The sequence below is a fragment of the Stenotrophomonas sp. YJH_SMC_10 genome, assembly GCF_059371555.1.
In genome coordinates, this window is the sequence record NZ_JCAFUS010000008.1 from 183,486 (window position 1) to 207,677 (window position 24,192).

Annotated in this window: 18 protein-coding genes; 6 read left to right on the forward strand and 12 right to left on the reverse strand. The window is 66.3% G+C overall.

Annotation, left to right across the window (positions count from 1 at the left end):
• Positions 1-188 precede the first annotated feature (188 nt).
• A complete protein-coding gene (rpfG, locus tag AC5P9C_RS12475; RefSeq protein WP_049466787.1) occupies positions 189-1,334 on the forward strand; it encodes a cyclic di-GMP phosphodiesterase response regulator RpfG in 1,146 nt (381 codons plus the stop codon).
• The gene (locus AC5P9C_RS12480; RefSeq protein WP_343542626.1) at positions 1,331-3,508 is read left to right on the forward strand and encodes a response regulator; all 2,178 of its coding nucleotides are present in this window, start codon (positions 1,331-1,333) and stop codon (positions 3,506-3,508) included. Before rpfG ends, AC5P9C_RS12480 begins: the two co-directional genes overlap by 4 nt.
• A gap of 70 nt (positions 3,509-3,578) precedes the next feature.
• Here AC5P9C_RS12480 and AC5P9C_RS12485 read toward each other — a convergent pair whose 3' ends face one another.
• The 5 genes from AC5P9C_RS12485 to betI all read right to left on the reverse strand — a co-directional run bounded on the left by AC5P9C_RS12485 (position 3,579) and on the right by betI (position 10,397).
• Positions 3,579-4,451, reverse strand: coding sequence for a crotonase/enoyl-CoA hydratase family protein (locus tag AC5P9C_RS12485; RefSeq protein WP_164082558.1), 873 nt, complete (start codon positions 4,449-4,451; stop codon positions 3,579-3,581).
• Positions 4,452-4,612: 161 nt separating this feature from the next.
• Positions 4,613-6,289 carry a long-chain fatty acid--CoA ligase gene (locus AC5P9C_RS12490; protein ID WP_049466783.1) on the reverse strand — a complete coding sequence of 559 codons (1,677 nt, stop codon included), beginning with the start codon at positions 6,287-6,289 and terminating at the stop codon, positions 4,613-4,615.
• Positions 6,290-6,511: 222 nt separating this feature from the next.
• Positions 6,512-8,194 (reverse strand): choline dehydrogenase, encoded by a 1,683-nt coding sequence (betA, locus tag AC5P9C_RS12495; protein WP_021202070.1) that lies wholly within the window; start codon positions 8,192-8,194, stop codon positions 6,512-6,514.
• Between the two features lie 101 nt (positions 8,195-8,295).
• Positions 8,296-9,768 carry a betaine-aldehyde dehydrogenase gene (gene betB / locus AC5P9C_RS12500; protein WP_057495112.1) on the reverse strand — a complete coding sequence of 491 codons (1,473 nt, stop codon included), beginning with the start codon at positions 9,766-9,768 and terminating at the stop codon, positions 8,296-8,298.
• 38 nt (positions 9,769-9,806) lie between these two features.
• Positions 9,807-10,397: a transcriptional regulator BetI gene (gene betI, locus AC5P9C_RS12505; RefSeq protein ID WP_014647011.1), complete on the reverse strand. Its 591-nt coding sequence runs from the start codon at positions 10,395-10,397 to the stop codon at positions 9,807-9,809.
• A 169-nt stretch (positions 10,398-10,566) separates the two neighbouring features.
• Here betI and AC5P9C_RS12510 point away from each other — a divergent pair, with 169 nt between their 5' ends.
• Complete coding sequence (locus tag AC5P9C_RS12510; RefSeq protein WP_049466778.1) at positions 10,567-12,117, forward strand: BCCT family transporter; 1,551 nt, start codon at positions 10,567-10,569, stop codon at positions 12,115-12,117.
• A 151-nt stretch (positions 12,118-12,268) separates the two neighbouring features.
• Here the strand turns inward: AC5P9C_RS12510 and acnA are convergent, their stop codons facing one another.
• Positions 12,269-15,022 (reverse strand): aconitate hydratase AcnA, encoded by a 2,754-nt coding sequence (gene acnA / locus AC5P9C_RS12515; RefSeq protein ID WP_150826565.1) that lies wholly within the window; start codon positions 15,020-15,022, stop codon positions 12,269-12,271.
• Positions 15,023-15,324: 302 nt separating this feature from the next.
• Between acnA and AC5P9C_RS12520 the strand changes: the two genes are divergently transcribed.
• The 3 genes from AC5P9C_RS12520 to acnB are packed head-to-tail and all read left to right on the forward strand — an operon-like array spanning position 15,325 to position 18,590.
• Positions 15,325-15,549, forward strand: coding sequence for an AbrB/MazE/SpoVT family DNA-binding domain-containing protein (locus AC5P9C_RS12520; RefSeq protein WP_005409505.1), 225 nt, complete (start codon positions 15,325-15,327; stop codon positions 15,547-15,549).
• A 6-nt stretch (positions 15,550-15,555) separates the two neighbouring features.
• Complete coding sequence (locus tag AC5P9C_RS12525) at positions 15,556-15,954, forward strand: type II toxin-antitoxin system VapC family toxin (RefSeq protein ID WP_005416402.1); 399 nt, start codon at positions 15,556-15,558, stop codon at positions 15,952-15,954.
• A gap of 44 nt (positions 15,955-15,998) precedes the next feature.
• A complete protein-coding gene (acnB, locus tag AC5P9C_RS12530; RefSeq protein ID WP_049407406.1) occupies positions 15,999-18,590 on the forward strand; it encodes a bifunctional aconitate hydratase 2/2-methylisocitrate dehydratase in 2,592 nt (863 codons plus the stop codon).
• A 90-nt stretch (positions 18,591-18,680) separates the two neighbouring features.
• On the opposite strand, the gene AC5P9C_RS12535 is transcribed toward acnB, so the two are convergent.
• From AC5P9C_RS12535 to AC5P9C_RS12560, 6 genes are all read right to left on the reverse strand, one after another.
• A complete protein-coding gene (locus AC5P9C_RS12535; RefSeq protein WP_495205170.1) occupies positions 18,681-20,156 on the reverse strand; it encodes an XVIPCD domain-containing protein in 1,476 nt (491 codons plus the stop codon).
• The gene (locus AC5P9C_RS12540) at positions 20,153-20,791 is read right to left on the reverse strand and encodes a hypothetical protein (RefSeq protein ID WP_343542107.1); all 639 of its coding nucleotides are present in this window, start codon (positions 20,789-20,791) and stop codon (positions 20,153-20,155) included. The genes AC5P9C_RS12535 and AC5P9C_RS12540 overlap by 4 nt, the downstream gene beginning before the upstream one ends.
• Before the next feature lie 404 nt (positions 20,792-21,195).
• Positions 21,196-22,269 (reverse strand): protein-glutamate methylesterase/protein-glutamine glutaminase, encoded by a 1,074-nt coding sequence (locus tag AC5P9C_RS12545; RefSeq protein ID WP_074726309.1) that lies wholly within the window; start codon positions 22,267-22,269, stop codon positions 21,196-21,198.
• On the reverse strand, positions 22,266-22,862 hold the full coding sequence (gene cheD, locus AC5P9C_RS12550) for a chemoreceptor glutamine deamidase CheD (RefSeq protein WP_014037083.1): 597 nt from the start codon (positions 22,860-22,862) through the stop codon (positions 22,266-22,268). Before cheD ends, AC5P9C_RS12545 begins: the two co-directional genes overlap by 4 nt.
• A complete protein-coding gene (locus AC5P9C_RS12555) occupies positions 22,859-23,728 on the reverse strand; it encodes a CheR family methyltransferase (RefSeq protein ID WP_049416359.1) in 870 nt (289 codons plus the stop codon). The genes cheD and AC5P9C_RS12555 overlap by 4 nt, the downstream gene beginning before the upstream one ends.
• Positions 23,729-23,762: 34 nt before the next feature.
• A partial coding sequence (locus AC5P9C_RS12560) for a methyl-accepting chemotaxis protein (protein WP_495205171.1) occupies positions 23,763-24,192 on the reverse strand: 430 nt, incomplete at its 5' end.

Sequence of the window (24,192 nt, forward strand, 5' to 3'; positions counted from 1 at the left end):
CGATTGTGCGCGCCGTCGCGAAACGAGACGGCGCGATTGACGCGTCCCGCACTCGGCGTATCGTAATTGCACTACCTTGACGCCTGTTATGGCTTGATCGGCGCCAGGGGGAGGGCACGGTGTGGGGAGTCCGCTTCACATTGTGATGACGATCATGAATCGGGACGCATGACACGGGAGTCAGGCCGATGCAGGGTGCGAGCGTTCGCAGCGGCAGAGTATCCTCGCCTGCTGATGATCCAGCGTGGTCGAAAAACCAGGCAGAGTACGCGTTGAACATCGTCATCGTTGACGACCAGACTTCCGCACGGACGATGCTGCGTCACGTCATCGAAGACATCGCGCCGGAACTGAGCGTGTATGACTTCGGAGACCCGTTGACCGCATTGGCCTGGTGCGAAGCCCATCCGGTCGACCTGCTGCTGCTCGATTACCGCATGCCGGAGATGGATGGGCTGGAGTTCGCCCGTCGTTTCCGTCGCCTGCCCAAGCACCGCGACATTCCGGTGATCCTGATCACCGTGGTCGGTGACGAGCCGATCCGCCAGGCGGCACTGGAAGCCGGCGTCATCGACTTCCTGGTCAAGCCGATCCGCCCGCGCGAACTGCGTGCGCGCTGCTACAACCTGCTGCAGTTGCGCCAGCAGACCGAGAACGTGAAGCAACGGGCGCTGTCGCTGGAGCAGCGCCTGCTGGCCAGCATGCATGAGGTCGAAGAGCGCGAGCGCGAAACGCTGTCGCGGCTGGCGCGGGCGATCGAGTTCCGTGACGCCGGCACCAGCGCCTACCTGGAGCGCATGGCGCGCGTGGCCGGACTGATCGCCGAACAGCTCGGGCTGCCCGAGGAGGACGTGCGCCTGATCGAAATGGCTGCGCCGCTGCATGACATGGGCAAGATCGCCATTCCCGATGCGGTGCTGCTCAAGCAGGGCAAGCTCAACGAGGAAGAGCTGGCGATCATGCGCCGGCACCCGCGGATTGGCCATGAACTGCTGAGCGGCAGCCAGAATCGTTTCATCCAGGTTGGCGCATTGATCGCACTGCGTCATCATGAGCGCTACGACGGCAGCGGCTATCCCGATGGGCTGGTCGGCGATGCGATTCCGCTGGAAGCGCGCATCGTGGCCGTCGCCGATGTCTTCGACGCCCTGATTTCGCCCCGTCCGTACAAGGAAGCATGGACCATGGAAGCCACCCTGGCTTATCTCTACGCCCAGCGTGGCCGGCTGTTCGATCCCCGATGCGTGGACGCGCTGCTGCGCGGCCGCGAACAGCTGGACCAGATCTGCGCCGAGCATTCGATGGCGTCCGCGCGCCCGGGGCTGGGCGCGTGAAACGCCTGTCGTCGCAGCTGCGGCTGCGCCTGTCCCAGCGCCAGGACAGCGAGCACGGCCAGCAGATCGTCCGCATCGTGCTGATCAGCCTGATCCTGGCCTACGTGCTGTTGCCGGCGCCGCGCCACGATCTGCCGCACACCCAGTACGTCGGTGTGCTGGCGATCGTGCTGACCGGCCTGAGCCTGTCGCTGCTGCTGTTCGGCTGGCTGCTGTGGCGGCCGGCGCGTTCCGATCCGCGCCGCGTGCTGGGCATGCTGGCCGACTACGGCCTGATCGCTGCGGGCATGGTGCAGATGGGCGAGCCGCTGGCCTGGGTCTACATCGTGGTGATGTGGGTGACGGTCGGCAACGGCATGCGCTTCGGCAACCATTACCTGTACGTGGCGGTGGCGATGGCCATGGTGAGCTTCGGTTGCACCGTGCTGCTGACGCCCTACTGGCAACAGAATTTCCGCCTGGCCATCGGCCTCTGGCTGGGCCTGGCAGCGGTGCCGCTGTACTTCTCGACACTGCTGCGGCAGCTGACCGAAGCGATGGCCGAGGCGCGCCGCGCCAGCGAGGCCAAGAGCCGGTTCCTGGCCAACATGAGCCATGAGTTCCGCACGCCGTTGAACGGTCTCAACGGCATGACCGAAGTGCTGGCCACCACGCGCCTGGATGACGAGCAGCGCGAGTGCCTCAACACCATCCAGGCGTCGTCGCGCAGCCTGCTGGCACTGGTGGAGGAAGTGCTGGACATCTCGGCCATCGAGGCCGGCAAGCTGCGCGTGGTGGCCGAGGACTTCGCCGTGGCCGACGTGATCCAGGCGATCGGCCTGATCCTGTTGCCACAGGCCAAGGCCAAGCGACTGGATTACCGGGTGAAGGTGGCCGACGGTGTGCCGCCACGCGTGCGCGGCGATGTCGGGCACCTGCGGCAGATCCTGCTGAACCTGGCCGGCAACGCGGTCAAGTTCACCGACCATGGCCGGGTCGAGATCCGGGTCGGCGTGGTACAGGCCGATGCCAGCGGGGCGGTGCGGTTGCGCTTCGACATCCTCGACACCGGCATCGGCGTGCCACCTGCCATGCGTGCACGGCTGTTCGACGCGTTCGAGCAGGCCGACGTCAGCATGGCGCGCCGTCACGAGGGGACCGGGCTGGGCACGACCATCGCCAAGGGCCTGGTCGAGGCGATGGACGGTGACATCGGCTATCTGGAAAACCCGCCGCGCGGCAGCCACTTCTGGGTCGAACTGCCGTTCGCGCCGCCGCAGCCGCAGGTGCCGGGCGCGGTGCCGAGCCTGAGCGGCGACGAAGGCGCGGGCCCGGGCGGCAACGTGATCGCTTTTGCCGATCCGTTCCTGCGCCATCGCGCCCGCGTGCGCAGCATGCAGATCCTGGTGGCCGACGACCACGAGGCCAACCGCATGGTCCTGCAGCGCCTGCTGCAGAAGGCCGGCCATCGCGTGCTGTGCGTGGATGGCGGTGAGGCGGTGCTGGATGCGCTGGCCGACAGCGAGTTCGACGCGGTCATCGTCGATCTGCACATGCCGGGCATGAGCGGGCTGGACATGCTCAAGGAACTGCGGGTGATGCAGGCCGGCGGCGGTCCGCGCACGCCGGTGCTGGTACTCAGTGCGGATGTAACGCCCGAGGCGATCCAGCGCTGTACCCAGGCCGGCGCACATGCCTTCCTGGCCAAGCCCGTCGTTGCGGTGCGCCTGCTCGATACGCTGGCCGAGATCGCCAGCAATGCCCAGCTGAAGACCATGGCCGCACCGGTGGTGCGACCGGCGGCGCCGCTGCAGGATGGCGTGCTCGACAGCAGCGTGCTGGACGAACTGGCCTCGCTGGGCATGGGCGAGGGCTTCGAGCGTGAATTCATCCGCCAGTGCCTGGAAGACGTGGCGAGCTGCATGGGCAAGGCCGAGCAGGCCGGCGAGGCGGCTCAGTGGGACGTGTTCCGCGAACAGTCCCACGCGATCAAGGGCGTGGCCAGCAACCTTGGCCTGATGCGCGCGTCCAACCGTGCCGGCGAGCTGATGCGGATGGCCGACTGGCAGCTGAAGACCGAATGGCGCACGCGCCTGGGCATCCTGCAGGAGGCGATCAAGGAAGGCCGGCGCGCACTCGACGCGCGGGCCGAACGCCGGCTGCGCGGAGCCGCCGATGATGGTGAAGCGCGCTGAGGCGTGGCGTGAACTCAAAAAAAGCCCGGTGGCCAGCCGGGCTTGAACCCATCCTGGGGGAGGGGAGGAATCAGGCCGCGTCGAGACTGGCGCGACGGGTCTGGGCCTTGATCAGGCGATCCATGGTGCGCAGCGAGCGGTCGCCGAGTGCGAGGGCGGAATCGACCCATACCTTGGTGATCTCCAGCAGTTCGTCGTAGCTGACCGGCTGGGCGATGGCGCGTGCGGCGTTCATCGCCAGATAGGACTGCGGCGTGCGCTGCTGCTGGCGGATCAGTTCTTCCACCGCCGCCCGGCCTTCGCCCTTCTTCGCCAGCACGTCGACCACGCCCATCGCGTGCATCTCCTCAGCGCTGTAGACCCGGCCGTCGAGGATGATCTTCTCGGCCAGGTGGGGCGACACGCGCCGGCACAGGAACGAGTACGCACCCATGCCCGGGAACAGGCCGAACAGCACCTCCGGCAGGCCCAGTCCGCTGCCTTCCTCGGCGACGATGGTGTGGCAGGCCAGGGCCATTTCCAGGCCGCCGCCGAGGGCGTCACCCTGGATCAGCGCGATCGAACGGACGTCGCCGCCGAACCCGGTGTGCAGGTGGTGCACGCCCTCCACGCAGCGCTGGGCGTAGTTCAGCAGGAGGTCGCGGTTGCCTTCGCGGATCAGGCGGGTGAACAGGTCCAGGTCGCCACCCAGGTTGTAGGCAACGGCATCGGAGGCCAGCACGAAATGCCGCAATGTCCCGTTGTGGCGTTCGGCAGGGCTGCGGGTGATGGCCGCCATGTAGCTCCACATTTCGTCGAGCATGTCCTTGCGGCAGCAGGGGCGGATCCCGGTGGCGGCATCGGCGTGCATGAACAGCCAGTGGGCAGCGCCGTCGGCGCTGTCTTCGGTACGGATGGTGGCGAACGGTGAGCCGCTTGAAGGCAGCTTTTCGATGGTACTCATGGAAGGGTCCTCGGCATGCGGCCCGCAGTGTCAGGTGGGTGGCCGGCGGGCCGAACGGTCCACACACGCGGCGATGCTACACCGCCTCAGGGGCGTCGCATGCGAAAGGGCCCGGGACGTTTCCGCCCCGGGCCCTGCATCGTTCAAATTGCCGCAAACCCTTACTGGGCGGGCGTATCGCGGAGTTCGCGACGGAGGATCTTGCCGACGTTGGTCTTCGGCAGCTCCTTTCGGAATTCAACGATTTTGGGGTGCTTGTAGCCGGTCAGGTTGGCCCGGGCATGCTCCTTGACCATTTCGGCGGTCAGGTTCGGGTCCTTCTTCACGATGACCACCTTCACCACCTCGCCGGACTTGTCGTCCGGGACGCCGACCGCGGCCACTTCCAGCACGCCCGGCATCATCGCGATCACGTCCTCGACCTCGTTCGGGTACACGTTGAAGCCGGACACCAGGATCATGTCCTTCTTGCGGTCGACGATGTAGAAGAAGCCGTGTTCGTCCATCTTGGCCATGTCGCCGGTATGCAGCCAGCCGTCCGCGTCGATGGCCTTGGCCGTTTCCTCCGGGCGCTGCCAGTAGCCCTTCATCACCTGCGGGCCCTTGATGCAGAGCTCGCCGACATCGCCCAGCGGCAGGATGGCACTGTTGTCATCCTTGATGCAGGCATCGGTGGACGGGATCGGCAGTCCGATCGAGCCGTTGTACTCGGTCAGGGTGAGCGGGTTGATGCAGGCCGCCGGTGAGGTCTCGGTCAGGCCATAGGCCTCGACCAGGGTCACGCCGGTCACCTTCTTCCAGCGCTCGGCCACGGCGCGCTGCACCGCCATGCCACCGCCCAGGGTGACCTTCAGCGAGGAGAAGTCGACCGTGTCGAAGCCGGGGGTGTTGAGCAGCCCGTTGAACAGCGTGTTGACGCCGGTGATGGCGGTGAAGCGCACCGACTTGAGCTCCTTGACGAAGCCCTTCATGTCCCGCGGGTTGGTGATCAGGTGGTTGCAGCCACCGAACTTCATGAAGACCAGCCCGTTCGCGGTCAGCGCAAAGATGTGGTACAGCGGCAGGGCGGTGATGATCCACTCCTTGCCCATCTCGATGCCCGACGCGCTGATCCAGGCCGAGGCCTGCTGCATGTTGGCGATCAGGTTGCGGTTGGTCAGCATGGCGCCCTTGGCCACGCCGGTGGTGCCGCCGGTGTACTGCAGGAAGGCGATGTCGTCGTGGTCGATCTCGACCTTGGGCAGGCTGTGGCGGCTGCCGAGCTTGAGCGCCTGGCGGAAGCGCACCGCGCCCTTGAGATGGTAGTTGGGCACCATCTTCTTGATGTACTTCAGCACGAAGTTGACGATCACGCCCTTGGCGCCGAGCAGGTCGCCCAGGCCGGTGGTGACCACATGCTTGACCGGCGTATCGGCGATGACCTGTTCGACGGTGTCGCCGAAGTTGTCGACCACCACCAGCGCGGTCACGCCGGCATCGATGAGCTGGTGCTTGAGCTCGCGCGCGGTGTACAGCGGGTTGACGTTGACCACGGTCAGGCCGGCGCGCAGCACGCCGAAGGTGGCCACCGGGTACTGCAGGCAGTTGGGCATCATCAGGGCGACGCGGTCGCCCTTCTTGAGCTTGAGCTCACCCAGCAGGTAGGCCGCGAACTGTTCGACCAGCGCGTCGGTCTCGCCATAGGTGAGGACCTTGCCGAAGCTGGAGTAGGCGGGACGGTCGCGGAACTTCGCGACGGAAGCGTCGAAGACCGAAGCTACCGAATGGAACTCGTTGACGTCGATTTCGGCGGGAACGCCTTTCGGATAGCTCTGCAGCCAGGGACGATCCAGACTCATATTCCCCCTCCAGGAATCGTGATGTATTAGGTTCCGACCCTGAGCGTATCGACAACGGCCGGTCATTGCAGCATACCCCGCCGTAGGGAAAACGCGAAGAGGCCCCGGAGAGCCTCTTTGCTGGATAGTGCCGGCCGCTGGCCGGCATCTGCGCTGGACAGGCCATCCGATGGATGCCGGCCAGCGGCCGGCACTACCGTGGCCCCAAGCTGGCCGCCTGCGTCAACCCTGCTTGCGCACCGGCGCACCGTTGGCCTTGTAGTACGGCGCGGTGCTGCGGGCCAGCGGCGTGCGGCCGCGGATCACGTCGGCCAGCTTCTCGGCCATCATGATGGTCGGCGCGTTGAGGTTGCCGGTCACCACCTGCGGCATGATCGAGGCATCGACGATGCGCAGGCCTTCCAGGCCGTGCACGCGACCCTGGCCATCGACCACCGCCATCGGGTCGTCGGCATGGCCCATCTTGTTCGAGCAGGACGGGTGGTAGGCGGTCTCGGCATGCTCGCGCACGAACGCATCGATCTGTGCATCGGTCTGCAGTGCACTGCCCGGCGAGATCTCGCGGCCGCTGTACGGGGCCAGTGCCGGCTGCGCGAAGATCTCGCGGGTGATGCGGATCGCCGCGCGGAATTCGCGCCAGTCCTGCTCGTGCGACATGTAGTTGAACAGGATGCTCGGATGTTCGCGCGGATCCTTCGAGCGCACGTGGATGCGGCCACGGCTGGGCGAGCGCATCGAGCCGACGTGCATCTGGAAGCTGTGCGCCTTGATCGGGTTGGAGCCGTTGTAATTGATCGCCACCGGCAGGAAGTGGTACTGCAGGTTCGGCCAGTCGAATTCGGCGTCGCTGCGGATGAAGCCACCGGCCTCGAACTGGTTGCTGGCGCCGATGCCGGTGCCCAGGAACAGCCACTCGGCACCGATCGCCGGCTGGTTGTACAGCTTCAGCGCCGGGGCCAGCGAGACCGGCTTCTTGCACTCGTACTGCAGGTACATCTCAAGGTGGTCCTGCAGGTTGGCGCCGACGCCGGGCAGGTGGTGCACCAGGTCGATGTCGAGGCTGCGCAGCAGGTCGGCCGGGCCGACGCCCGAGCGCTGCAGGATCTGCGGCGAGGCGATGGCGCCGCCGCACAGCAGCACCTCGCGGCGGGCGGTCGCACGCTGCGGCTGGTCGTTGTGCAGCCACTGCACGCCCACCGCACGCTTGCCCGAGAACAGGATGCGGTCGGTCAGCGCGTGGGTGACGATGGTCAGGTTCGGGCGCGGCTTGGCCAGGTCCAGGTAGCCGCGGGCGGTGCTGGAGCGACGGCCCTTCGGGGTCACCGTGCGGTCCATCGGGCCGAAGCCTTCCTGCTGGTAGCCGTTGAGATCGTCGGTGCGCGGGTAGCCGGCCTGCACGCCGGCCTCGACCATCGCAGCGAACAGTTCGTTGTTGCCGGCCTTGGGCGTGGTCACGCGCAGCGGGCCGTCACCGCCGTGGTAGTCGTTGGGGCCGATGTCACGGGTTTCGGCCTTGCGGAAGTAGGGCAGGCAGTCCAGGTAGGTCCAGTCTTCCAGGCCGGGCATGCTGGCCCAGTTGTCGTAGTCCATCGCATTGCCACGGATGTAGCACATGCCGTTGATCAGCGACGAGCCGCCCAGGCCCTTGCCGCGGCCGCAGTCCATGCGGCGGTTGTTCATGAAGGGCTCCGGATCGGTCTTGTACGCCCAGTTGTAGCGCTTGCCCTGCAGCGGGAAGGCCAGTGCGGCCGGCATCTGGGTACGGAAATCGAACCGGTAGTCCGGGCCACCGGCTTCCAGCAGCAGCACGCTGACATCGGCATCTTCGGTGAGGCGGGTGGCCAGCACGTTGCCGGCCGAACCGGCGCCGATGATGATGTAGTCGTACTCGTTATGGGTGCTCATGGGTGTCTCCTGCAGGCCGCGACGCACTGCGGGCAGGCGTCGCGGCGGAATGTCGGATCGGCGCGATGGCCGGACGAAGGGGCGTGCTGGCGGCGCGCCGGTCAGAACACGCTGGCGTAGTCGCCCAGCTCGACCTGCACCGACTTGATGCGGGTGTAGTGGCCGAGGGTCGAGATGCCGTTCTCGCGGCCGACGCCGGATTCCTTGTAGCCACCGACCGGCATTTCGGCCGGCGATTCACCCCAGGTGTTGATCCAGCAGATGCCGGCTTCCAGGCGATGGATGATGCGGTGGGCGCGGCTGATGTCCTTGCTGACCACGCCGGCGGCGAGGCCGAAGGTGGTGTCGTTGGCGCGGCGCACCACTTCGTCTTCGTCGTCGTAGGCGAGGATGCTCATCACCGGCCCGAAGATCTCTTCCCGGACAATCGTCATGTCGTCGCGGCAATCGGAGAACACGGTCGGCAGCACGTAGGCACCGTTGGCCAGCGCGCCTTCAGTGGCACGGCCGCCGCCCACCAGCAGGCGGGCGCCCTCGGCCTTGCCGCTTTCGATGTAGCGCAGCACGTTTTCCATGTGCGGGAAGCTGGTCAGCGGGCCGAAGTTGGTCTCGGCGGCCATCGGGTCGCCGATGCGGATGCGCTTGACGCGCTCGACAACGGCGGCCTCGAACGCGGCCAGCATGGTGCGCGGCACGAACACGCGGGTGCCGTTGGTGCAGACCTGGCCGGAGCTGAAGAAGTTGGCCATCACCGCGATGTCCGCGGCGCGGTCCAGGTCGGCGTCATCGCAGATCACCAGCGGCGACTTGCCGCCCAGCTCCATGGTCACTTCCTTCAGCGACGAGGACGCGGCGCTGGCCATGACCTTCTTGCCGGTGGCGACGCCGCCGGTGAAGGAGATCTTCTCGATCACCGGGTGCTCGGTCAGCCACTGGCCGATCTCGCGGCCCGGGCCCTGCACGACGTTGAACACACCGGCCGGCACGCCGGCTTCGGTGTAGATCTCGGCCAGCCGGATCGCGGTCAACGGGGTCACTTCGGACGGCTTGAACACCATCGCGTTGCCGGCGGCCAGGGCGGGGGCGGACTTCCACATGGCGATCTGGATCGGGTAGTTCCAGGCGCCGATGCCGGCCACCACACCCAGCGGTTCGCGGCGGGTGTAGAAGAAGCTCGATTCGCGCAGCGGCAGCTGGATGCCTTCGATCGCGGTGGCCAGGCCGGCGTAGTACTCGACCACGTCGGCACCGGTGACGATGTCCACCGTGGTGGTCTCGGCCAGCGCCTTGCCGGTGTCCAGCGTTTCCAGGTGGGCCAGTTCGTCGTTGCGCTCGCGCAGGATCTCGACGGCGCGGCGCAGGATGCGCGAACGCTCCATCGCGGTCATTGCCGCCCATGCCTTCTGGCCCTCGGCCGCGCTCTGCACGGCGCGCTCGACGTCGGCCTGGCTGGCAACCTGCACTTCGGCGATCACCTCACCGGTGGCCGGGTTGACGGTCTTGAAGGTCTTGCCGCTGGTGGCATCGACGCGCTGGCCGTGGATGTAGAGCTGTTGGACGGGCAGGGTGGTCATGGGGCGTACTCCTTGGAAGGGGGCGGGTGCTGAAGCGCTTATAGCGCGGCAGCCTGCAACTGGAAGTCGATGTAGCCGTAGGCGATGCGCCGGGACTTGTCGGCGTTGAACTGGCCGCCGACCAGGCTGCCGCGCAGCCACAGGCCGTCGATCATCGCGGCCAGGCCACGGGCGGCCAGGCGCGCCTGCGGATGGGGCAGCAGGCGGTTGAACTGGTGGCACAGGTTGGAGAACAGGCGCTGGTCGTTGGCGCGCTGCAACCGGGCCAGTTCCGGCTGATGCATGCTGGCGGCCCAGAACGTGAGCCAGACGCGCATCGCGGTACCGTTGATCTGGCTGTCGTCGAAGTTGCCATCGACGATGGCACGCAGCTGCTCGCGGGGGTCATCGCTGGCCTCGGCGCGGTAGCGGGCGACGGCGTCCTTCAGTTCGCGCAGGATCTGCCGCATTGCAGCATTGAGCAGGCCGTCCTTGTCGCCGAAGTAGTGGGCGACGATGCCGCTGGACAGCCCTGCCTTCTTCGCGATGGTGGCGACGGTCGCGTCGGCCATGCCGATCTCGTCGATGGTCTGGAAAGTGGCCCGGATCAGCTGTTCGCGCCGTACCGGTTCCACGCCTTTCTTCGGCATTGTCTCTCCACGGTTTGCGACCCGAAGGATCGGGTTGCCGGCCATTATGCTTTTTATTGATTGAACGTTCAATCAATAAACCCTAGGATGCGCTCGCGCCCCACGCCATGGGCCCGGTTTTCCGGTCCGGCCCCGCCCATGTGCTCCCCCGGACTGATGAGACGATCCCATGTCTTCCCTGGCTCATCCCAAGCGTTCGCCCCTGCGCTTGAACCGTTTTGTCTTCCTCAGCTCATCGGTGTCGATCGGCATCCTGGGGCTGCTCACCGTTCTCTATCCCGAAGGCAGCGAGCACTGGCTGCAATGGGCGCAGGCCGAGGTCTCTGCCGCGTTCGGCTGGTGGTACATGCTGCTGATCGTGCTGTGCCTGGGTTTCGTGCTGTGGCTGGCGTTCTCGCCTTACGGCCGCATCCGCCTGGGCCACAACGAGGAATCACCGGCCTTTGGCTACGTTGCCTGGGTCTCGATGCTGTTCTCGGCCGGCATCGGCATCGCGCTGCTGTACTACGGCGCCTACGAGCCGCTGGACCATTTCCTGCACCCGCCCGGGCAGCCTGGCGGCACCGTGGCCGCCGGCCGCGAGGCGATGGTGCTGACCTTCCTGCACTGGGGCCTGCATGGCTGGGCGCTGTATGCACTGGTCGGGGTGGCGCTGGGCTACTTCGCCTACCGCCGCGACCTGCCGCTGGCGCTGCGCTCGGCGCTGTACCCGATCTTCGGTGAGCGCATCCATGGCCGCATCGGCGACATGGTCGATGGCTTCGGCATCCTGGCCACGCTGATCTCGATGGTGACCAACCTCGGCATCGGCGCGCTGGTGGTGCAGTCCGGCCTGGTCTACCTGTTCCACATCCCGGATACGCCGCAGGTGCTGGTGGCCATCGTGCTGGTGATGATGGTGGTGGCCACCATCGGCGTGGTCGCTGGCGTGGAAAAGGGCATTGCGTGGCTGTCCAACCTCAACGTGCGCCTGCTGTGCGGCCTGCTGCTGTTCGTGCTGGTCACCGGCCCGACCCTGCACCTGTTCGACGGCCTGATCCAGAACACCGGCGATTATCTCGGCGCGTTCGTGCGCAAGAGCTTCGACATGTACCTCAACGATCCCAAGGGCCGTGAATGGATGGGGTCGTGGACGCTGTTCTACTGGGCGTGGTGGATCGCCTGGGCGCCGTTCGTCGGCCTTTTCGTGGCGCGCATCTCGCGCGGCCGCACCATCCGCGAAGTGATCATGGGCGTGCTGCTGATCCCGCTCGGCTTCACCCTGGCCTGGCTGTCGATCTTCGGCAACACCGCCATCGACCTGGTGCTCAACCATGGCCAGTCGATCCTGGGCGAGGTGGCCCAGCACGATGCGGCGATGACGCTGTTCAAGCTGCTGGAGTACCTGCCCGGCGCGCCGTACGTGGCCGGTGCCGCAGTGGTGATCGGCTTCGTGCTGTTCCTGACCCCGGTCGATTCGGGCACGCTGATGATCGCCAACCTGTGCACCCGTCGCGTTGACGATGGCGTCGAAGATGGCCATGACGCGCCGATCTGGCTGCGCGTGTTCTGGGCGGCCGGCATCACCGTGGCCAGCGTCGGCCTGCTGCTGGCCGGCAATTTCAGCGCGATGCAGACGGCGGTGGTGCTATGTGGCCTGCCGTTCTCGTTCACCCTGGCGTTCTACATGTGGGGCCTGTTGAAGGCGCTGCGCACCGACCCGGATGCGCCACGCCGGTGAGCGCGCACCTGGCGCCCATCCCGGTGCCGCCGGAGATGCGGTAGAGCCAGACCATGCCTGTCTGCAGAGAAACAGGAAGGGCCGGATCCGCGAGGATCCGGCCCTTTTGTTGGGTAGTCGACTAGCAGTCGACTCTACCGAGAGCGGAACGTTACTTGCTGGCCAGCTGGCGCAGCACGTACTGCAGCAGGCCGCCATGACGGAAGTACTCGACCTCCTTCGGGGTCAGCAGCATCACCGAGACCTCGAAGGTCTTCTTCGTGCCGTCGGCCTTGGTCGCGGTGACCGTGGCGCGCTTGCTGGCACCGTCCTGCAGGCCGGTGATGTCGATCACTTCCGAGCCGTCCAGGCCCAGGCTCTGGGCGTTCTCGCCGTTGCGGAACTGCAGCGGCAGCACGCCCATGCCGACCAGGTTGGAGCGGTGGATGCGCTCGAAGCTCTCGGCGATGACTGCCTTCACCCCCAGCAGCAGGGTGCCCTTGGCCGCCCAGTCGCGCGACGAGCCGGTGCCGTATTCCTTGCCGGCCAGCACCACCAGCGGCACCTTGTCGGCCTTGTACTTCATGGCGGCATCATAGATCGCCAGCTTCTCCGGCTGGCCACCACCGGCGGGGTAGTACAGGGTGTTGCCGCCTTCCTCGCCACCGAACATCAGGTTCTTGATGCGGATGTTGGCGAAGGTGCCGCGGACCATCACGTCATCGTTGCCGCGGCGGCTGCCGTAGCTGTTGAAGTCGGCCGGCTGCACGCCGCGTTCCTGCAGGAAGCGGCCTGCCGGCGAGTCCTTCTTGATGTTGCCGGCCGGGGAAATATGGTCGGTGGTGATCGAATCGCCGAACAGGCCCATCACGCGCGCGCCGTGCACGTCGTCGATGCTGCCGGTCTGCATGGTCATGCCATCGAAGTACGGCGGGTTCTTGATGTAGGTGGACGCATCGCTCCACGCGTACAGGTTGCCGTCCGGCGAGGCGATGGTGTTCCAGCGGGTGTCACCCTTGAACACGTCGGCGTAGTTCTGCTTGAACATCTCCGGCCCGATGGTGGCAGCGATGACGTCGCCGATTTCCTTGTTGCTCGGCCAGATGTCGCGCAGGAACACCGGCTGGCCGTCGCTGCCCGTACCCAGCGGCTGGGTGGTCAGGTCGATGTCGGTGGTGCCGGCGATGGCGTAGGCCACCACCAGCGGCGGGCTGGCCAGGTAGTTCATCTTCACTTCGGGGTGCACGCGGCCCTCGAAGTTGCGGTTGCCCGACAGCACCGAGGTGACCACCAGGTCACCGGCGGCGATGCCAGCGCTGACCTCGGTCGGCAGCGGGCCGGAGTTGCCGATGCAGGTGGTGCAGCCGTAGCCGACCACGTAGAAGCCGATCTTCTCCAGCTCCTTCAGCACGCCGGCCTTTTCCAGGTAGTCGGTGACCACGCGCGAGCCCGGCCCGAGCGAGGTCTTCACCCACGGCTGGCGGTTCAGGCCCTTGGCGGCCGCGTTGCGGGCCAGCAGGCCGGCACCGATCATCACCGCCGGGTTGGAGGTGTTGGTGCACGAGGTGATGGCGGCGATGACCACCGCGCCGTCCTTCAGCCGCACCTTGCGGCCTTCGATCTCGATGTCGGCGAAGCCCTTGGCCAGCTGCTCGTTGCCGACCGCCGCGCCGCCGCCTTCATTGACGAACGAGGACACATCATCACTGCGCTTGTCGCGGTTGCTGGTCATGCCGACCAGTGCTTCGCGGTAGTTCTTCTGCACGTCTTCCAGCAGCACGCGGTCCTGCGGGCGCTTCGGGCCGGCCAGCGACGGCTTCACCGTGCCCATGTCCAGTTCCAGCGTGGTGCTGTACTGGGCATGCGGGCTGCCCGGCTCATGCCAGAGGCCCTGCGCCTTGGCATAGGCCTCGACAAGGTTGATCTGCTCTTCGCTGCGGCCGGACAGGCGCAGGTAGTTCAGCGACTCGGCGTCGATCGGGAAGATGCCGCAGGTGGCGCCGTATTCCGGGGCCATGTTGCCGATGGTCGCCCGATCGGCCAGCGGCAGGTGCTGCAGGCCATCACCGTAGAACTCGACGAACTTGCCGACCACGCCGAGCTTGCGCAGCATCTGGGTGACGGTCAGCACCAGGTCGGTGGCGGTGGCGCCCTCGGGCAGCTTGCCGGTCAGCTTGAAGCCGACCACCTGCGGGATCAGCATCGACGACGGTTGGCCGAGCATGGCCGCCTCGGCCTCGATGCCGCCCACGCCCCAGCCCAGCACGCCGATGCCGTTGATCATGGTGGTGTGGCTGTCGGTGCCGAACACGGTATCCGGGTAGGCCACGGCCTTGCCATCCTTGTCCGCGGTCATCACCACGCGGGCGAGGTTTTCCAGGTTCACCTGGTGGACGATGCCGGTGTTGGGCGGCACCACCTTGAAGTTGTCGAAGGCCTTCTGGCCCCAGCGCAGGAAGCCGTAGCGTTCCTGGTTGCGCTGGAATTCGATCTTGCCGTTGAGGTCCAGCGCGTCGGGCTTGCCGAACACGTCGACCTGCACCGAGTGGTCGATGACCAGTTCGGAGGGAATCTGAGGGTTGATCTGCTCCGGCTTGCCGCCGAGCTTGACGACGGCGTCGCGCATCGCGGCCAGGTCGACCACGCAGGGCACGCCGGTGAAGTCCTGCAGGACCACGCGCGCGGGCATGAAGGCGATTTCGGTGTCCGGTTCGGCGGCCGGGTTCCAGCGGGCCACGGCCTCGATGTGGTCCTTGCCGACGGTGACGCCGCCATCCTCGTGCCGGAGCAGGTTCTCCAGCAGGATCTTCATCGAGTAGGGCAGGTGGGAGATATCGAAGCGCTGGCCCAGCGTGGGCAGGCTGAAGTAGTCGTAGGTCTTGCCGCCGACGTTCAGCTGGCTGCGGGTGGAGAACGAATCGCTCATGCGGGGTAACTCCTTCTTGCGGATGGCTTGCAGTGGCCCGCGCATGGGCGGGCCTGCTTGCGGTCGCCGCGGGCCTGACGGCCCCGGTCATCCCAGTATGAACCCCGGACTGAATGGGTTCATCCGGGCCGGGTTCCGACCTGCGGCATCGGTTCCAGACTACAGGGGAAGGTGTATGGCGTATGTCACGTTTGTGGCCGATCCTTTGCGAGGCAAGGGCTGGCGGGGCGCCGGTCCTGTTCAGGGTGGAAGTATGCCCGGGGAAGTATGTATAATTTGTGCATACTCTGGAGGGCCTACCGATGGAAGCCACTGTTGCAGAACGCGGACAGATCACCCTGCCCAAGGCGGTGCGTGATGCCCTCGGCCTGACCAAGGGCACGCTGCTGAAGGTCGAGCTGGACGGCAGCCGCATCATCCTGCGCAAGAGTGTTGACGATGCCATTTCACGGGCGCGCGGCAAGTTCGCGCTGGACGGCTTCGAGTCGTCCGATGCGGCGGTGCGCGCGGTGCGCGACGAGGAATAAGCCGTGATGATCGCCGTCGATTCACCGGTACTGGTCGAGCTGCTCAGCAATGGCCCGCAGGCCGATGCCGTGGAAGCCATCCTCCGGCAGAGCCTGGTCGGCGGCCGCGTGGTGGTCTGCGGCGCGACCCTGGCCGAAGTCTGCGCATCGCTGCGCGGCGGTGCCGAGGTGCTCGAAGCGCTGGAAGAAATGGGCGTGCACTTCAACCCGATGGAAGCCAAGTCGGCACTGCGCGCCGGCGAGATGCACCGCCGTCATCGCCAGCGCGGCGGCAGCCGCCGCAGCCTGGATGAATTCATGGTCGGCGCCCACGCACTGCTGCAGTGCGATGGCCTGATCACCTGGAACGACACGTTTTACCGCGACTACTTCAAGGGCCTGAAGCTGATCGTGCCGCACGCCTGAGCCCACTTTTGATTTTTCAACCTACGCATTACCCGGGAGTTGTCATGTTGGAAGCCTACCGCCACCACGTCGCCGAGCGCGCTGCGCTTGGCATCCCGCCGCTGCCGCTGAGCGCGCAGCAGACGGCCGATGTCATCGAACTGCTGAAGAACCCGCCGCAGGGCGAGGCCGAGTTCCTGCTCGACCTGCTGACCCACCGCGTGCCGGCCGGCGTCGATGACGCGGCCAAGGTCAAGGCGTCGTACCTGGCGGCGATCGCCCTGGGCAGCGAGCAGAACCCGCTGATCAGCCGTGAGCGCGCCACCGAACTGCTGGGCACCATGCTCGGCGGCTACAACGTGGCCCCGCTGGTGCAGCTGCTGGACGACGCCAGCGTCGGCACCATCGCCGCCAATGGCCTGAAGAAGACCCTGCTGGTGTTCGATGCGTTCCATGACGTGCAGGAAAAGGCCAAGGCGGGCAATGCCAACGCCCAGGCCGTGCTGCAGAGCTGGGCCGATGCCGAGTGGTTCACCAGCAATCCGGAAGTGCCGCAGAGCCTGACCGTCACCGTGTTCAAGGTGCCGGGCGAAACCAACACCGACGACCTGTCGCCGGCACCGGACGCGACCACCCGCCCGGACATTCCGATGCACGCCCTGGCGATGCTGAAGAACAAGCGCGACGATGCGCCGTTCACCCCGGAAGAAGACGGCAAGCGCGGCCCGATCCAGCAGATCCTGTCGCTGAAGGAAAAGGGCCACCTGGTTGCCTACGTCGGCGACGTGGTCGGCACCGGTTCCTCGCGCAAGTCGGCCACCAACAGCGTGCTGTGGTGGACCGGCGATGACATTCCGTTCATCCCGAACAAGCGCGCCGGTGGCGTCTGCCTGGGCGGCAAGATCGCACCGATCTTCTACAACACCATGGAAGATGCCGGCGCGCTGCCGATCGAGCTGGACGTATCGAAGATGGAGCACGGCGACGTCATCGAGCTGCGCCCGTACGAAGGCAAGGCGCTGAAGAACGGCGAAGTGATCGCCGAGTTCCAGGTCAAGTCCGACGTGCTGTTCGATGAAGTACGTGCCGGCGGCCGCATTCCGCTGATCATCGGCCGTGGCCTGACCGGCAAGGCGCGCGAAGCGCTGGGCCTGGCCCCGACCGACCTGTTCCGCCTGCCGGTGCAGCCGGCCGATACCGGCAAGGGCTTCTCGCTGGCGCAGAAGATGGTCGGCCGCGCCTGTGGCCTGCCGGAAGGCCAGGGCATGCGCCCGGGCACCTACTGCGAACCGAAGATGACCTCGGTCGGCTCGCAGGACACCACCGGCCCGATGACCCGCGACGAGCTGAAGGACCTGGCGTGCCTGGGCTTCTCGGCCGACCTGGTGATGCAGTCGTTCTGCCACACCGCCGCTTACCCGAAGCCGGTGGACGTGAAGACCCACCACACCCTGCCGGAGTTCATCTCCACCCGTGGCGGCGTTTCGCTGCGCCCGGGCGACGGCGTGATCCACAGCTGGCTCAACCGCATGCTGCTGCCGGACACCGTAGGTACCGGCGGTGACTCGCACACCCGTTTCCCGGTGGGCATTTCGTTCCCGGCCGGTTCGGGCCTGGTCGCCTTCGCCGCTGCCACCGGCGTGATGCCGCTGGACATGCCGGAGTCGGTGCTGGTGCGCTTCAAGGGCAAGATGCAGCCGGGCGTGACCCTGCGTGACTTGGTCAACGCGATCCCGCTGTACGCGATCAAGTCCGGCCTGCTGACCGTGGCCAAGGCTGGCAAGAAGAACATCTTCTCCGGCCGCATCCTGGAAATCGAAGGCCTGCCGGAGCTGAAGGTCGAACAGGCGTTCGAACTGTCCGACGCCTCGGCCGAGCGTTCGGCCGCCGGCTGCTCGGTGCGCCTGAACAAGGAACCGATCATCGAGTACCTGACCAGCAACATCACGCTGCTGAAGTGGATGATTGCCGAGGGTTACCAGGATCCGCGTTCGCTGCAGCGTCGCATCGAGAAGATGGAAGCCTGGCTGGCCAACCCGCAGCTGCTGGAGCCGGATGCCGACGCCGAGTACGCCGCCGTCATCGAGATCGACCTGGCCGACATCCACGAGCCGATCGTGGCCTGCCCGAACGACCCGGACGACGTGAAGACCCTGTCCGAAGTGGCCGGGGCCAAGATCGACGAAGTGTTCATCGGTTCGTGCATGACCAATATCGGTCACTTCCGCGCCGCGGCCAAGCTGCTGGAAGGCAAGCGTGACCTGCCGACCCGCCTGTGGGTGGCCCCGCCGACCAAGATGGACGCCTCGGAGCTGACCAAGGAAGGCGTGTACGGCACCTTCGGCGCCACCGGCGCGCGCATGGAAATGCCGGGCTGCTCGCTGTGCATGGGCAACCAGGCGCAGATCCGTGAAGGCTCCACTGCGATGTCGACCTCGACCCGCAACTTCCCGAACCGCCTGGGCCGCAACACCAACGTGTACCTGGGTTCGGCGGAACTGGCGGCGATCTGCTCGCGCCTGGGCCGCATCCCGACCAAGGAGGAGTACATGGCCGATGTGGGCGTGATCGCCGCCAGCGGCGCCGAGATCTATCGCTACATGAACTTCGACCAGATCGAGGAATACCAGGACGTGGCCAAGACGGTCGCTGCCTGAGGGTAGTGCCGGCCGCTGGCCGGCATTCCGTTGAAACAAAAAACCCCCGGCGAAAGCCGGGGGTTTTTTGTGTGCGGCGCGCTGGGTGGCCTAGCCCATCCGCATCGCGGTTCGGGTCTGCTCCTGGGCGTGGTCCTGCTGACCGACCTGCTGTGCCTGCGTAATCTGTTCGGCCTTGGCGAGCGACTGCTCCACCGTCGTATTGATTGCCTCGCTGATCGGTACCGACGCCCGCAGGTGTGCTGGATTCTCCGGTGCTCCCTGCACAACGAACATGCGAGGGCCCGAGCCATCGCTGGGTGGAGTGCCCAGGACCACATGATCAACGCGTTCGAGGCCGCTGCGCTTGGCCGTCGCAAGCAGGCTGGCCGTCATGCGCTCGCTGGTTTCATCGAAGCTGCGCCCGTGCCTGGCATCCACGGCGGATACACCCTCGCGAATCTGCTGGTAGAGCGCATGGTCTGGATGGCCTTCCTTCCTGGGATCCAAGCTTGCCTTGTCCAAGGTTGACTCAATGCTCTCCTGCAATGGACTCCTGGGAGAGAAGGCAGGATTGCCGAGCGAGGGCGAGCCCTTGTCGGTTGCATCCTGGATCAGCTGCTCCCCCGGCTTGAGCGCATTCCGGGCCCGCTGCTCCGCTTCAGCCTCGCGGCGGGCATATGCACCGGCTTCCTCGGTACCGCGCAGGTAATTGATCCCGTCGCGCAGCAGGCCAGGTCCGCCGCCGACCAGCACGGTGGTGCCCGCACGCAGCTGATGAACATCACGGCGATAGTCGGCAATCCGGCGCAGGTCGTCAGGATCTGTGATCCGGGCCTGCGGATTGTCGAGTACAGACGGCACCGGGCCCTTGTCGGTCACGCGATCAAGGAAATGCACCAATCGATGGGAGTCGCCCAACTGGACGGCCACTGCGGCGGACATGACATGGCCGCTTTTCATCCCGGGTGTTCCAAGCGAAGCGATGCGCTGGCCGTGCTCGGCGTTGCGCAGAACCTCCAGTTCCCTGGGCAGCGCATACATCTCGACCTTGCCGTAATGAGGACCGCCCGCGCTGACCAGGTCGCCTGCCATCACGTGGTTGGTGAAGGGCGCCGCGTTGGCCGGCTGGCCTTCGGGAAGGCGATACGCCAGCCCGGCGGCACCGTAGGGATTGAATGCATCACCGGGGAGGTTGTAGTGATGCGCAGTGATCTGCGCGAGCGCGCCGCCCAGCGAGTGGCCGGTGACGTGTACTGGGCCGGATCCTCTTTCATCGGCCAGCCTGAGGGCCTGCTTTGTCAGCGCCAGCGCATCGCTCAGTTGCGCGTTGACTCTGGCGGTGACCATCGCCGCGTCGATGCCGCCATCAAGCATGGGCTGGCGATCGAACTCGGTACCGCGATGGGCGACGATGACTTCCTTTGTATTGATGTTGAGGTAGACAACGCCCTGATATCCGCTCCCAGAGTCACGACAGGCCAGGACTTCGTACTTTGTTCCGCCGACGGTGATGTCGGAACTGACGGGCGGAAGCGGGTCCATATAGACATTGTCCGAGAGCGCCGCGCTTTCTCTGGGATTCATTGCGGTCCTCCTTCAATCCGTGTGGAGACTTCGATTGGGAAGTATTCCTCGCGCTTCTCTGGGGGCATCTTTTCGTACCAACTTGAAGGCTCGGTTGGCGTTCGCTCTGTCGACTGTCCTGTGGTCAAGCGTGGCAATGCGCGCTTTACGTACGCAGTGAAGGTTCTCCCGCCCTCAATTTCCGTGAAAAGCGCTGCGACGGACGCGCGGATAGGACGATCATCGATGATGAAGGCGAATGAAGCTTCCACGAGCACGGGTGTCCAAGTGCACGGGCCACGACCGTAATAGTCGGCAACTTCCATGCCGTCGTTGAAAACAACAGTGCTGAATTCAGTTGCACTGAGGCGCTGTGCCTGAAGCTCAACCTTGTGCTGGTTCGGCTCGTACTGCACCCCCTCCCAATTGTTGACCGGAGGGAGACAGAGTGGGTCTATCTCATACGTGACGAAGACCGAAGGAACGGGGACATCCACGGGTGCATCATGGACCCGGACCACAATCGGCAGCGCATCCTTTGGCGCAGGGTTCTCGCGATAGACCGGGTATGAGCGTTCCTTGCTGCAGCCCGGGACGGCCAGTGTGATCGAGGCGATCAACGCAACGTGAGCAAGGGTCGGGAGAATTTTCAGCATGGGCAGTCCATGTCGCTGCAGGATTGTCCTTGCTCCTTGGAACATGCGGTCCCATCACGAACGAAGGCGACACATCCGGGCAAATGCGACAGGTTGCGCAGTGGGTATTGCGGACTTCCCTCCCTGCGTACCCGAGCAGCGCGGCCTTGCGGGGTAACGTTCATCGGCGTTCCATTGCTGTGCGATGCCTGACTATACGACCCGCTCCAGCCGCGCTCCAAGTCGATGCCCTGCGGGCTCCCGGTCGACGCGCATCGCCTGCGGCAGGGTCAAGCCTCGAGCAGCGCCGTTGAAGCATCAATGGTCGAAGGCACTGCCGGCGGATCGGCAATTGAGCCTGACGTCTCGTGGAGGTGTTCAGCAGGGTGCAGAGCCGAGCGTGGGCTCGGCTCCACAGGGGCCTGTCAGCTGCGGGCGAGGGCGAGCAACCGCTCGGCGATCCGCTCCAGCGGTACCTGTTCCTCGGCCGCGCCCAGCTTGAACGCGGCGCCGGGCATGCCCCAGACCACGCTGGTCGCTTCGTCCTGCACCAGCGTCGGCGCGCCGGCCTGGCGCATTTCCAGCAGGCCGCGCGCGCCGTCGTCGCCCATGCCGGTGAGGATGGCACCGATCGCATTGCCACCGGCGCTCTGCGCGACCGAGCGGAACAGCACGTCCACCGCAGGCTTGTGGCGGTTTACGGCCGGACCGTCGTCGACGCGGCAGCGCCAGCGCGCACCGTCGCGGATGATCCGCAGGTGCTTGCCGCCCGGCGGCAGGTAGGCGTGGCCGGGCAACACCGCTTCGCCGTCGCTGGCCTCGCGCACGGCCATCGCCGAGTGGCGGTCCAGTCGCTCGGCGAAGGCACTGCTGAAGCTGGCCGGAAGGTGCTGGGTCATCACCACGGCGGGCGCGTCGGCCGGCATGCCTTCCAGTACCACGCGCAGCGCTTCGGTGCCGCCCGCCGAGGAGCCGATCGCGATCAGCCGGTCGGTGGTGCGGAACTGCGGAGCGGCGGGGCGCATCACGGGCGCGGCGTCCAGCAGGAGTTTCGGTGCGGCGGCACGCACCAGCGGGCGGACGCGTGAGCGCGCCGCCATCTTGACCTTGGCGATGATCTCGTCGGCGTAGCCTTGCAGGCCGCGGGCCACGTCCAACTTCGGCTTGGAAACGAAATCCACGGCGCCCAGCGCCAGTGCCTGCAGGGTGGTGTCGGCGCCGCGCTCGGTCAGCGAGGAGATCATCACCACCGGCAACGGGTGCAGGCGCATCAGGTTTTCCAGGAACGCCAGCCCGTCCATGCGCGGCATTTCCACGTCCAGGGTGATCACGTCCGGGGCCAGTCGCTTGATCTTTTCACGGGCCAGCAGCGGGTCGGCGGCGGTGCCGACCACGTCGATGGCCGGATCGCTGGACAGGATCTCGGTGAGCATCTGGCGCACGACGGCGGAGTCGTCGACGATCAGCACCCGGCAGGGAGCGTTGCCGGTGAAGGTCATTCGAACAGCTCCACGCCACCGGTGACCGGCGCCTTGGACAGGCGTGCACGCACGGCCGATTCGGTGGCGGCCACTTCGGCCTCATGTGCATGGGGCAGGCGCTGCACTACCACGCGGCCGGTGTCGGCGAAGAACCAGATCTTGCGCGGATGGATGCCGCACAGGTCCTCGGCGATGATCGGGATGTGCTCGGCCTGCAGGTACTGGCGCACGAATTCGGCGTTGCGGGTGCCCACTGGATTGCTGGTGAAGCCCTTGAGCACGTTGGCGCCGCCGAACACCTTGGCTTCGATGCGCTTGCGGTGGGCGCCGCGCTTGAGCATGTCGTTGATCAGCAGTTCCATCGCGTAGCTGCCGTAGCGCGCGGGTGCACCATCGCCGGCGTTGCCTTCGGGCAGCAGGAAATGGTTCATGCCGCCGATCTTCAGCACCGGGTCGCGCAGGCACGCAGCCACGCACGAGCCCAGGGTGGTGGTCAGCGCGGTGGTGTCATCGACCACCAGGTACTGGGTCGGCAGCAGCTTGGCGGCAATGGTCTGGAAGCGCGCATCCTGGTAGCGCATCACATCGTCGGTACGCAGCGAAGCGTTCATGCGCCGGCCTTCGCTGCACGGCGGTACAGGGTGCGGCCGCAGGGCTGGATCAGATCGGCGGCGTGCAGGTAGTTCTCCGAGTGGCCGGTGTAGAGCAGGCCGTCGTCGGCCAGGTGCTGGACCAGGCGACCGAGGATGGCGCGCTGGGTGGGCTTGTCGAAGTAGATCATCACGTTGCGACAGAACAACGCATCGAACGGGCCACCGACGTCGTAGCGTGGGGCGAGCAGGTTCAACGGGCGGAACTCGATCAACTCGCGCAGCGCCGGCAGTACGCGGCACTGGCCCTCGTTCGGGCCGCTGCCCCGCTGGAAGTAGCGGCGGCGCAGGTCCGGATCGAGGCTGGCGACGCGATCGATGTTGTAGACACCGCGGCCGGCGGTAGCCAGCACCTGGGTATCGACGTCGGTGGCGATGATGCGCACCGGCGGCTTCAGGGTGCCGAAGGCCTCGCAGGCGGTGATCGCCATCGAGTAGGGCTCTTCGCCGGTGGACGCCGCGCACGACCACAGCAGCAGCGGGGTGCGGCTGGAGCGCTGCTGGAGTTCTTCGCGCAGCTTGTCGAAGTGGTGCGGCTCGCGGAAGAACGAGGTCAGGTTGGTGGTCAGGGCATTGGTGAACGCCTGCCACTCGTCGCCGTCCTCCTGTTCCAGATGGTCCAGGTACTGCTGGAAGCTGCGCATGCCCAGCGTGCGCAGGCGGCGCGACAGGCGGCCATAGACCATGTCGCGCTTCGCCGGGGCGAGCGCGATGCCCACGCGCTGGTAGATCAGGTCGCAGACGCGGCGGAAATCACGGTCGGCGAACTCGAATTCGCGCGGGCCGGTAACGATGGGAGTAGGACTTTGCACGGGGGACGTGTCCATCGGCGGAGGCGGTGGCCGAAGCCACCGCAGTGGGTCAGAATTCCTGCCAGTCGCTGTCGCTGGCAACGAAGGTGCCGCTGCCGCCTGCGCGCCGCGCCGGTGCTGGCACGCTGGCGGGCTGCGGGCGCGCTGCAGGGGCCGCGCGGGCGGGCTCGACGCGCGCGGCCGCGGCCTTCATTGCAGCAGCCACCTGGTTGTCGAGGCGGAAGATCGCCACCGCGTCTGCGAGCTGCGCGGCCTGCTCTTCCATGGCGCGTGCGGCGGCCGTGGCTTCCTCCACCAGCGCGGCGTTCTGCTGGGTGGTCTCGTCCATCTGCACCACCGTCTGGTTGACCTGCTCGATGCCGGCGCTCTGTTCCTGCGAGGCGGCGGAGATTTCGGCCATGATGTCGGTCACGCGCTGCACCGAGGCGACGATCTCGCCCATGGTGCTGCCGGCCTGGTGGACCAGGCTGGAGCCTTCG

Bases quoted from the DNA above. Each gene is read 5' to 3' on its own strand.
- rpfG (WP_049466787.1), top strand. From the start codon at position 189: ATGCAGGGTGCGAGCGTTCGCAGCGGCAGAGTATCCTCGCCTGCTGAT.
- AC5P9C_RS12485 (WP_164082558.1), bottom strand. From the start codon at position 4,451: ATGAGTACCATCGAAAAGCTGCCTTCAAGCGGCTCACCGTTCGCCACC.
- AC5P9C_RS12490 (WP_049466783.1), bottom strand. From the start codon at position 6,289: ATGAGTCTGGATCGTCCCTGGCTGCAGAGCTATCCGAAAGGCGTTCCC.
- betA (WP_021202070.1), bottom strand. From the start codon at position 8,194: ATGAGCACCCATAACGAGTACGACTACATCATCATCGGCGCCGGTTCG.
- betB (WP_057495112.1), bottom strand. From the start codon at position 9,768: ATGACCACCCTGCCCGTCCAACAGCTCTACATCCACGGCCAGCGCGTC.
- betI (WP_014647011.1), bottom strand. From the start codon at position 10,397: ATGCCGAAGAAAGGCGTGGAACCGGTACGGCGCGAACAGCTGATCCGG.
- AC5P9C_RS12510 (WP_049466778.1), top strand. From the start codon at position 10,567: ATGTCTTCCCTGGCTCATCCCAAGCGTTCGCCCCTGCGCTTGAACCGT.
- acnA (WP_150826565.1), bottom strand. From the start codon at position 15,022: ATGAGCGATTCGTTCTCCACCCGCAGCCAGCTGAACGTCGGCGGCAAG.
- AC5P9C_RS12520 (WP_005409505.1), top strand. From the start codon at position 15,325: ATGGAAGCCACTGTTGCAGAACGCGGACAGATCACCCTGCCCAAGGCG.
- AC5P9C_RS12525 (WP_005416402.1), top strand. From the start codon at position 15,556: ATGATCGCCGTCGATTCACCGGTACTGGTCGAGCTGCTCAGCAATGGC.
- acnB (WP_049407406.1), top strand. From the start codon at position 15,999: ATGTTGGAAGCCTACCGCCACCACGTCGCCGAGCGCGCTGCGCTTGGC.
- AC5P9C_RS12535 (WP_495205170.1), bottom strand. From the start codon at position 20,156: ATGAATCCCAGAGAAAGCGCGGCGCTCTCGGACAATGTCTATATGGAC.
- AC5P9C_RS12540 (WP_343542107.1), bottom strand. From the start codon at position 20,791: ATGCTGAAAATTCTCCCGACCCTTGCTCACGTTGCGTTGATCGCCTCG.
- AC5P9C_RS12545 (WP_074726309.1), bottom strand. From the start codon at position 22,269: ATGACCTTCACCGGCAACGCTCCCTGCCGGGTGCTGATCGTCGACGAC.
- cheD (WP_014037083.1), bottom strand. From the start codon at position 22,862: ATGAACGCTTCGCTGCGTACCGACGATGTGATGCGCTACCAGGATGCG.
- AC5P9C_RS12555 (WP_049416359.1), bottom strand. From the start codon at position 23,728: ATGGACACGTCCCCCGTGCAAAGTCCTACTCCCATCGTTACCGGCCCG.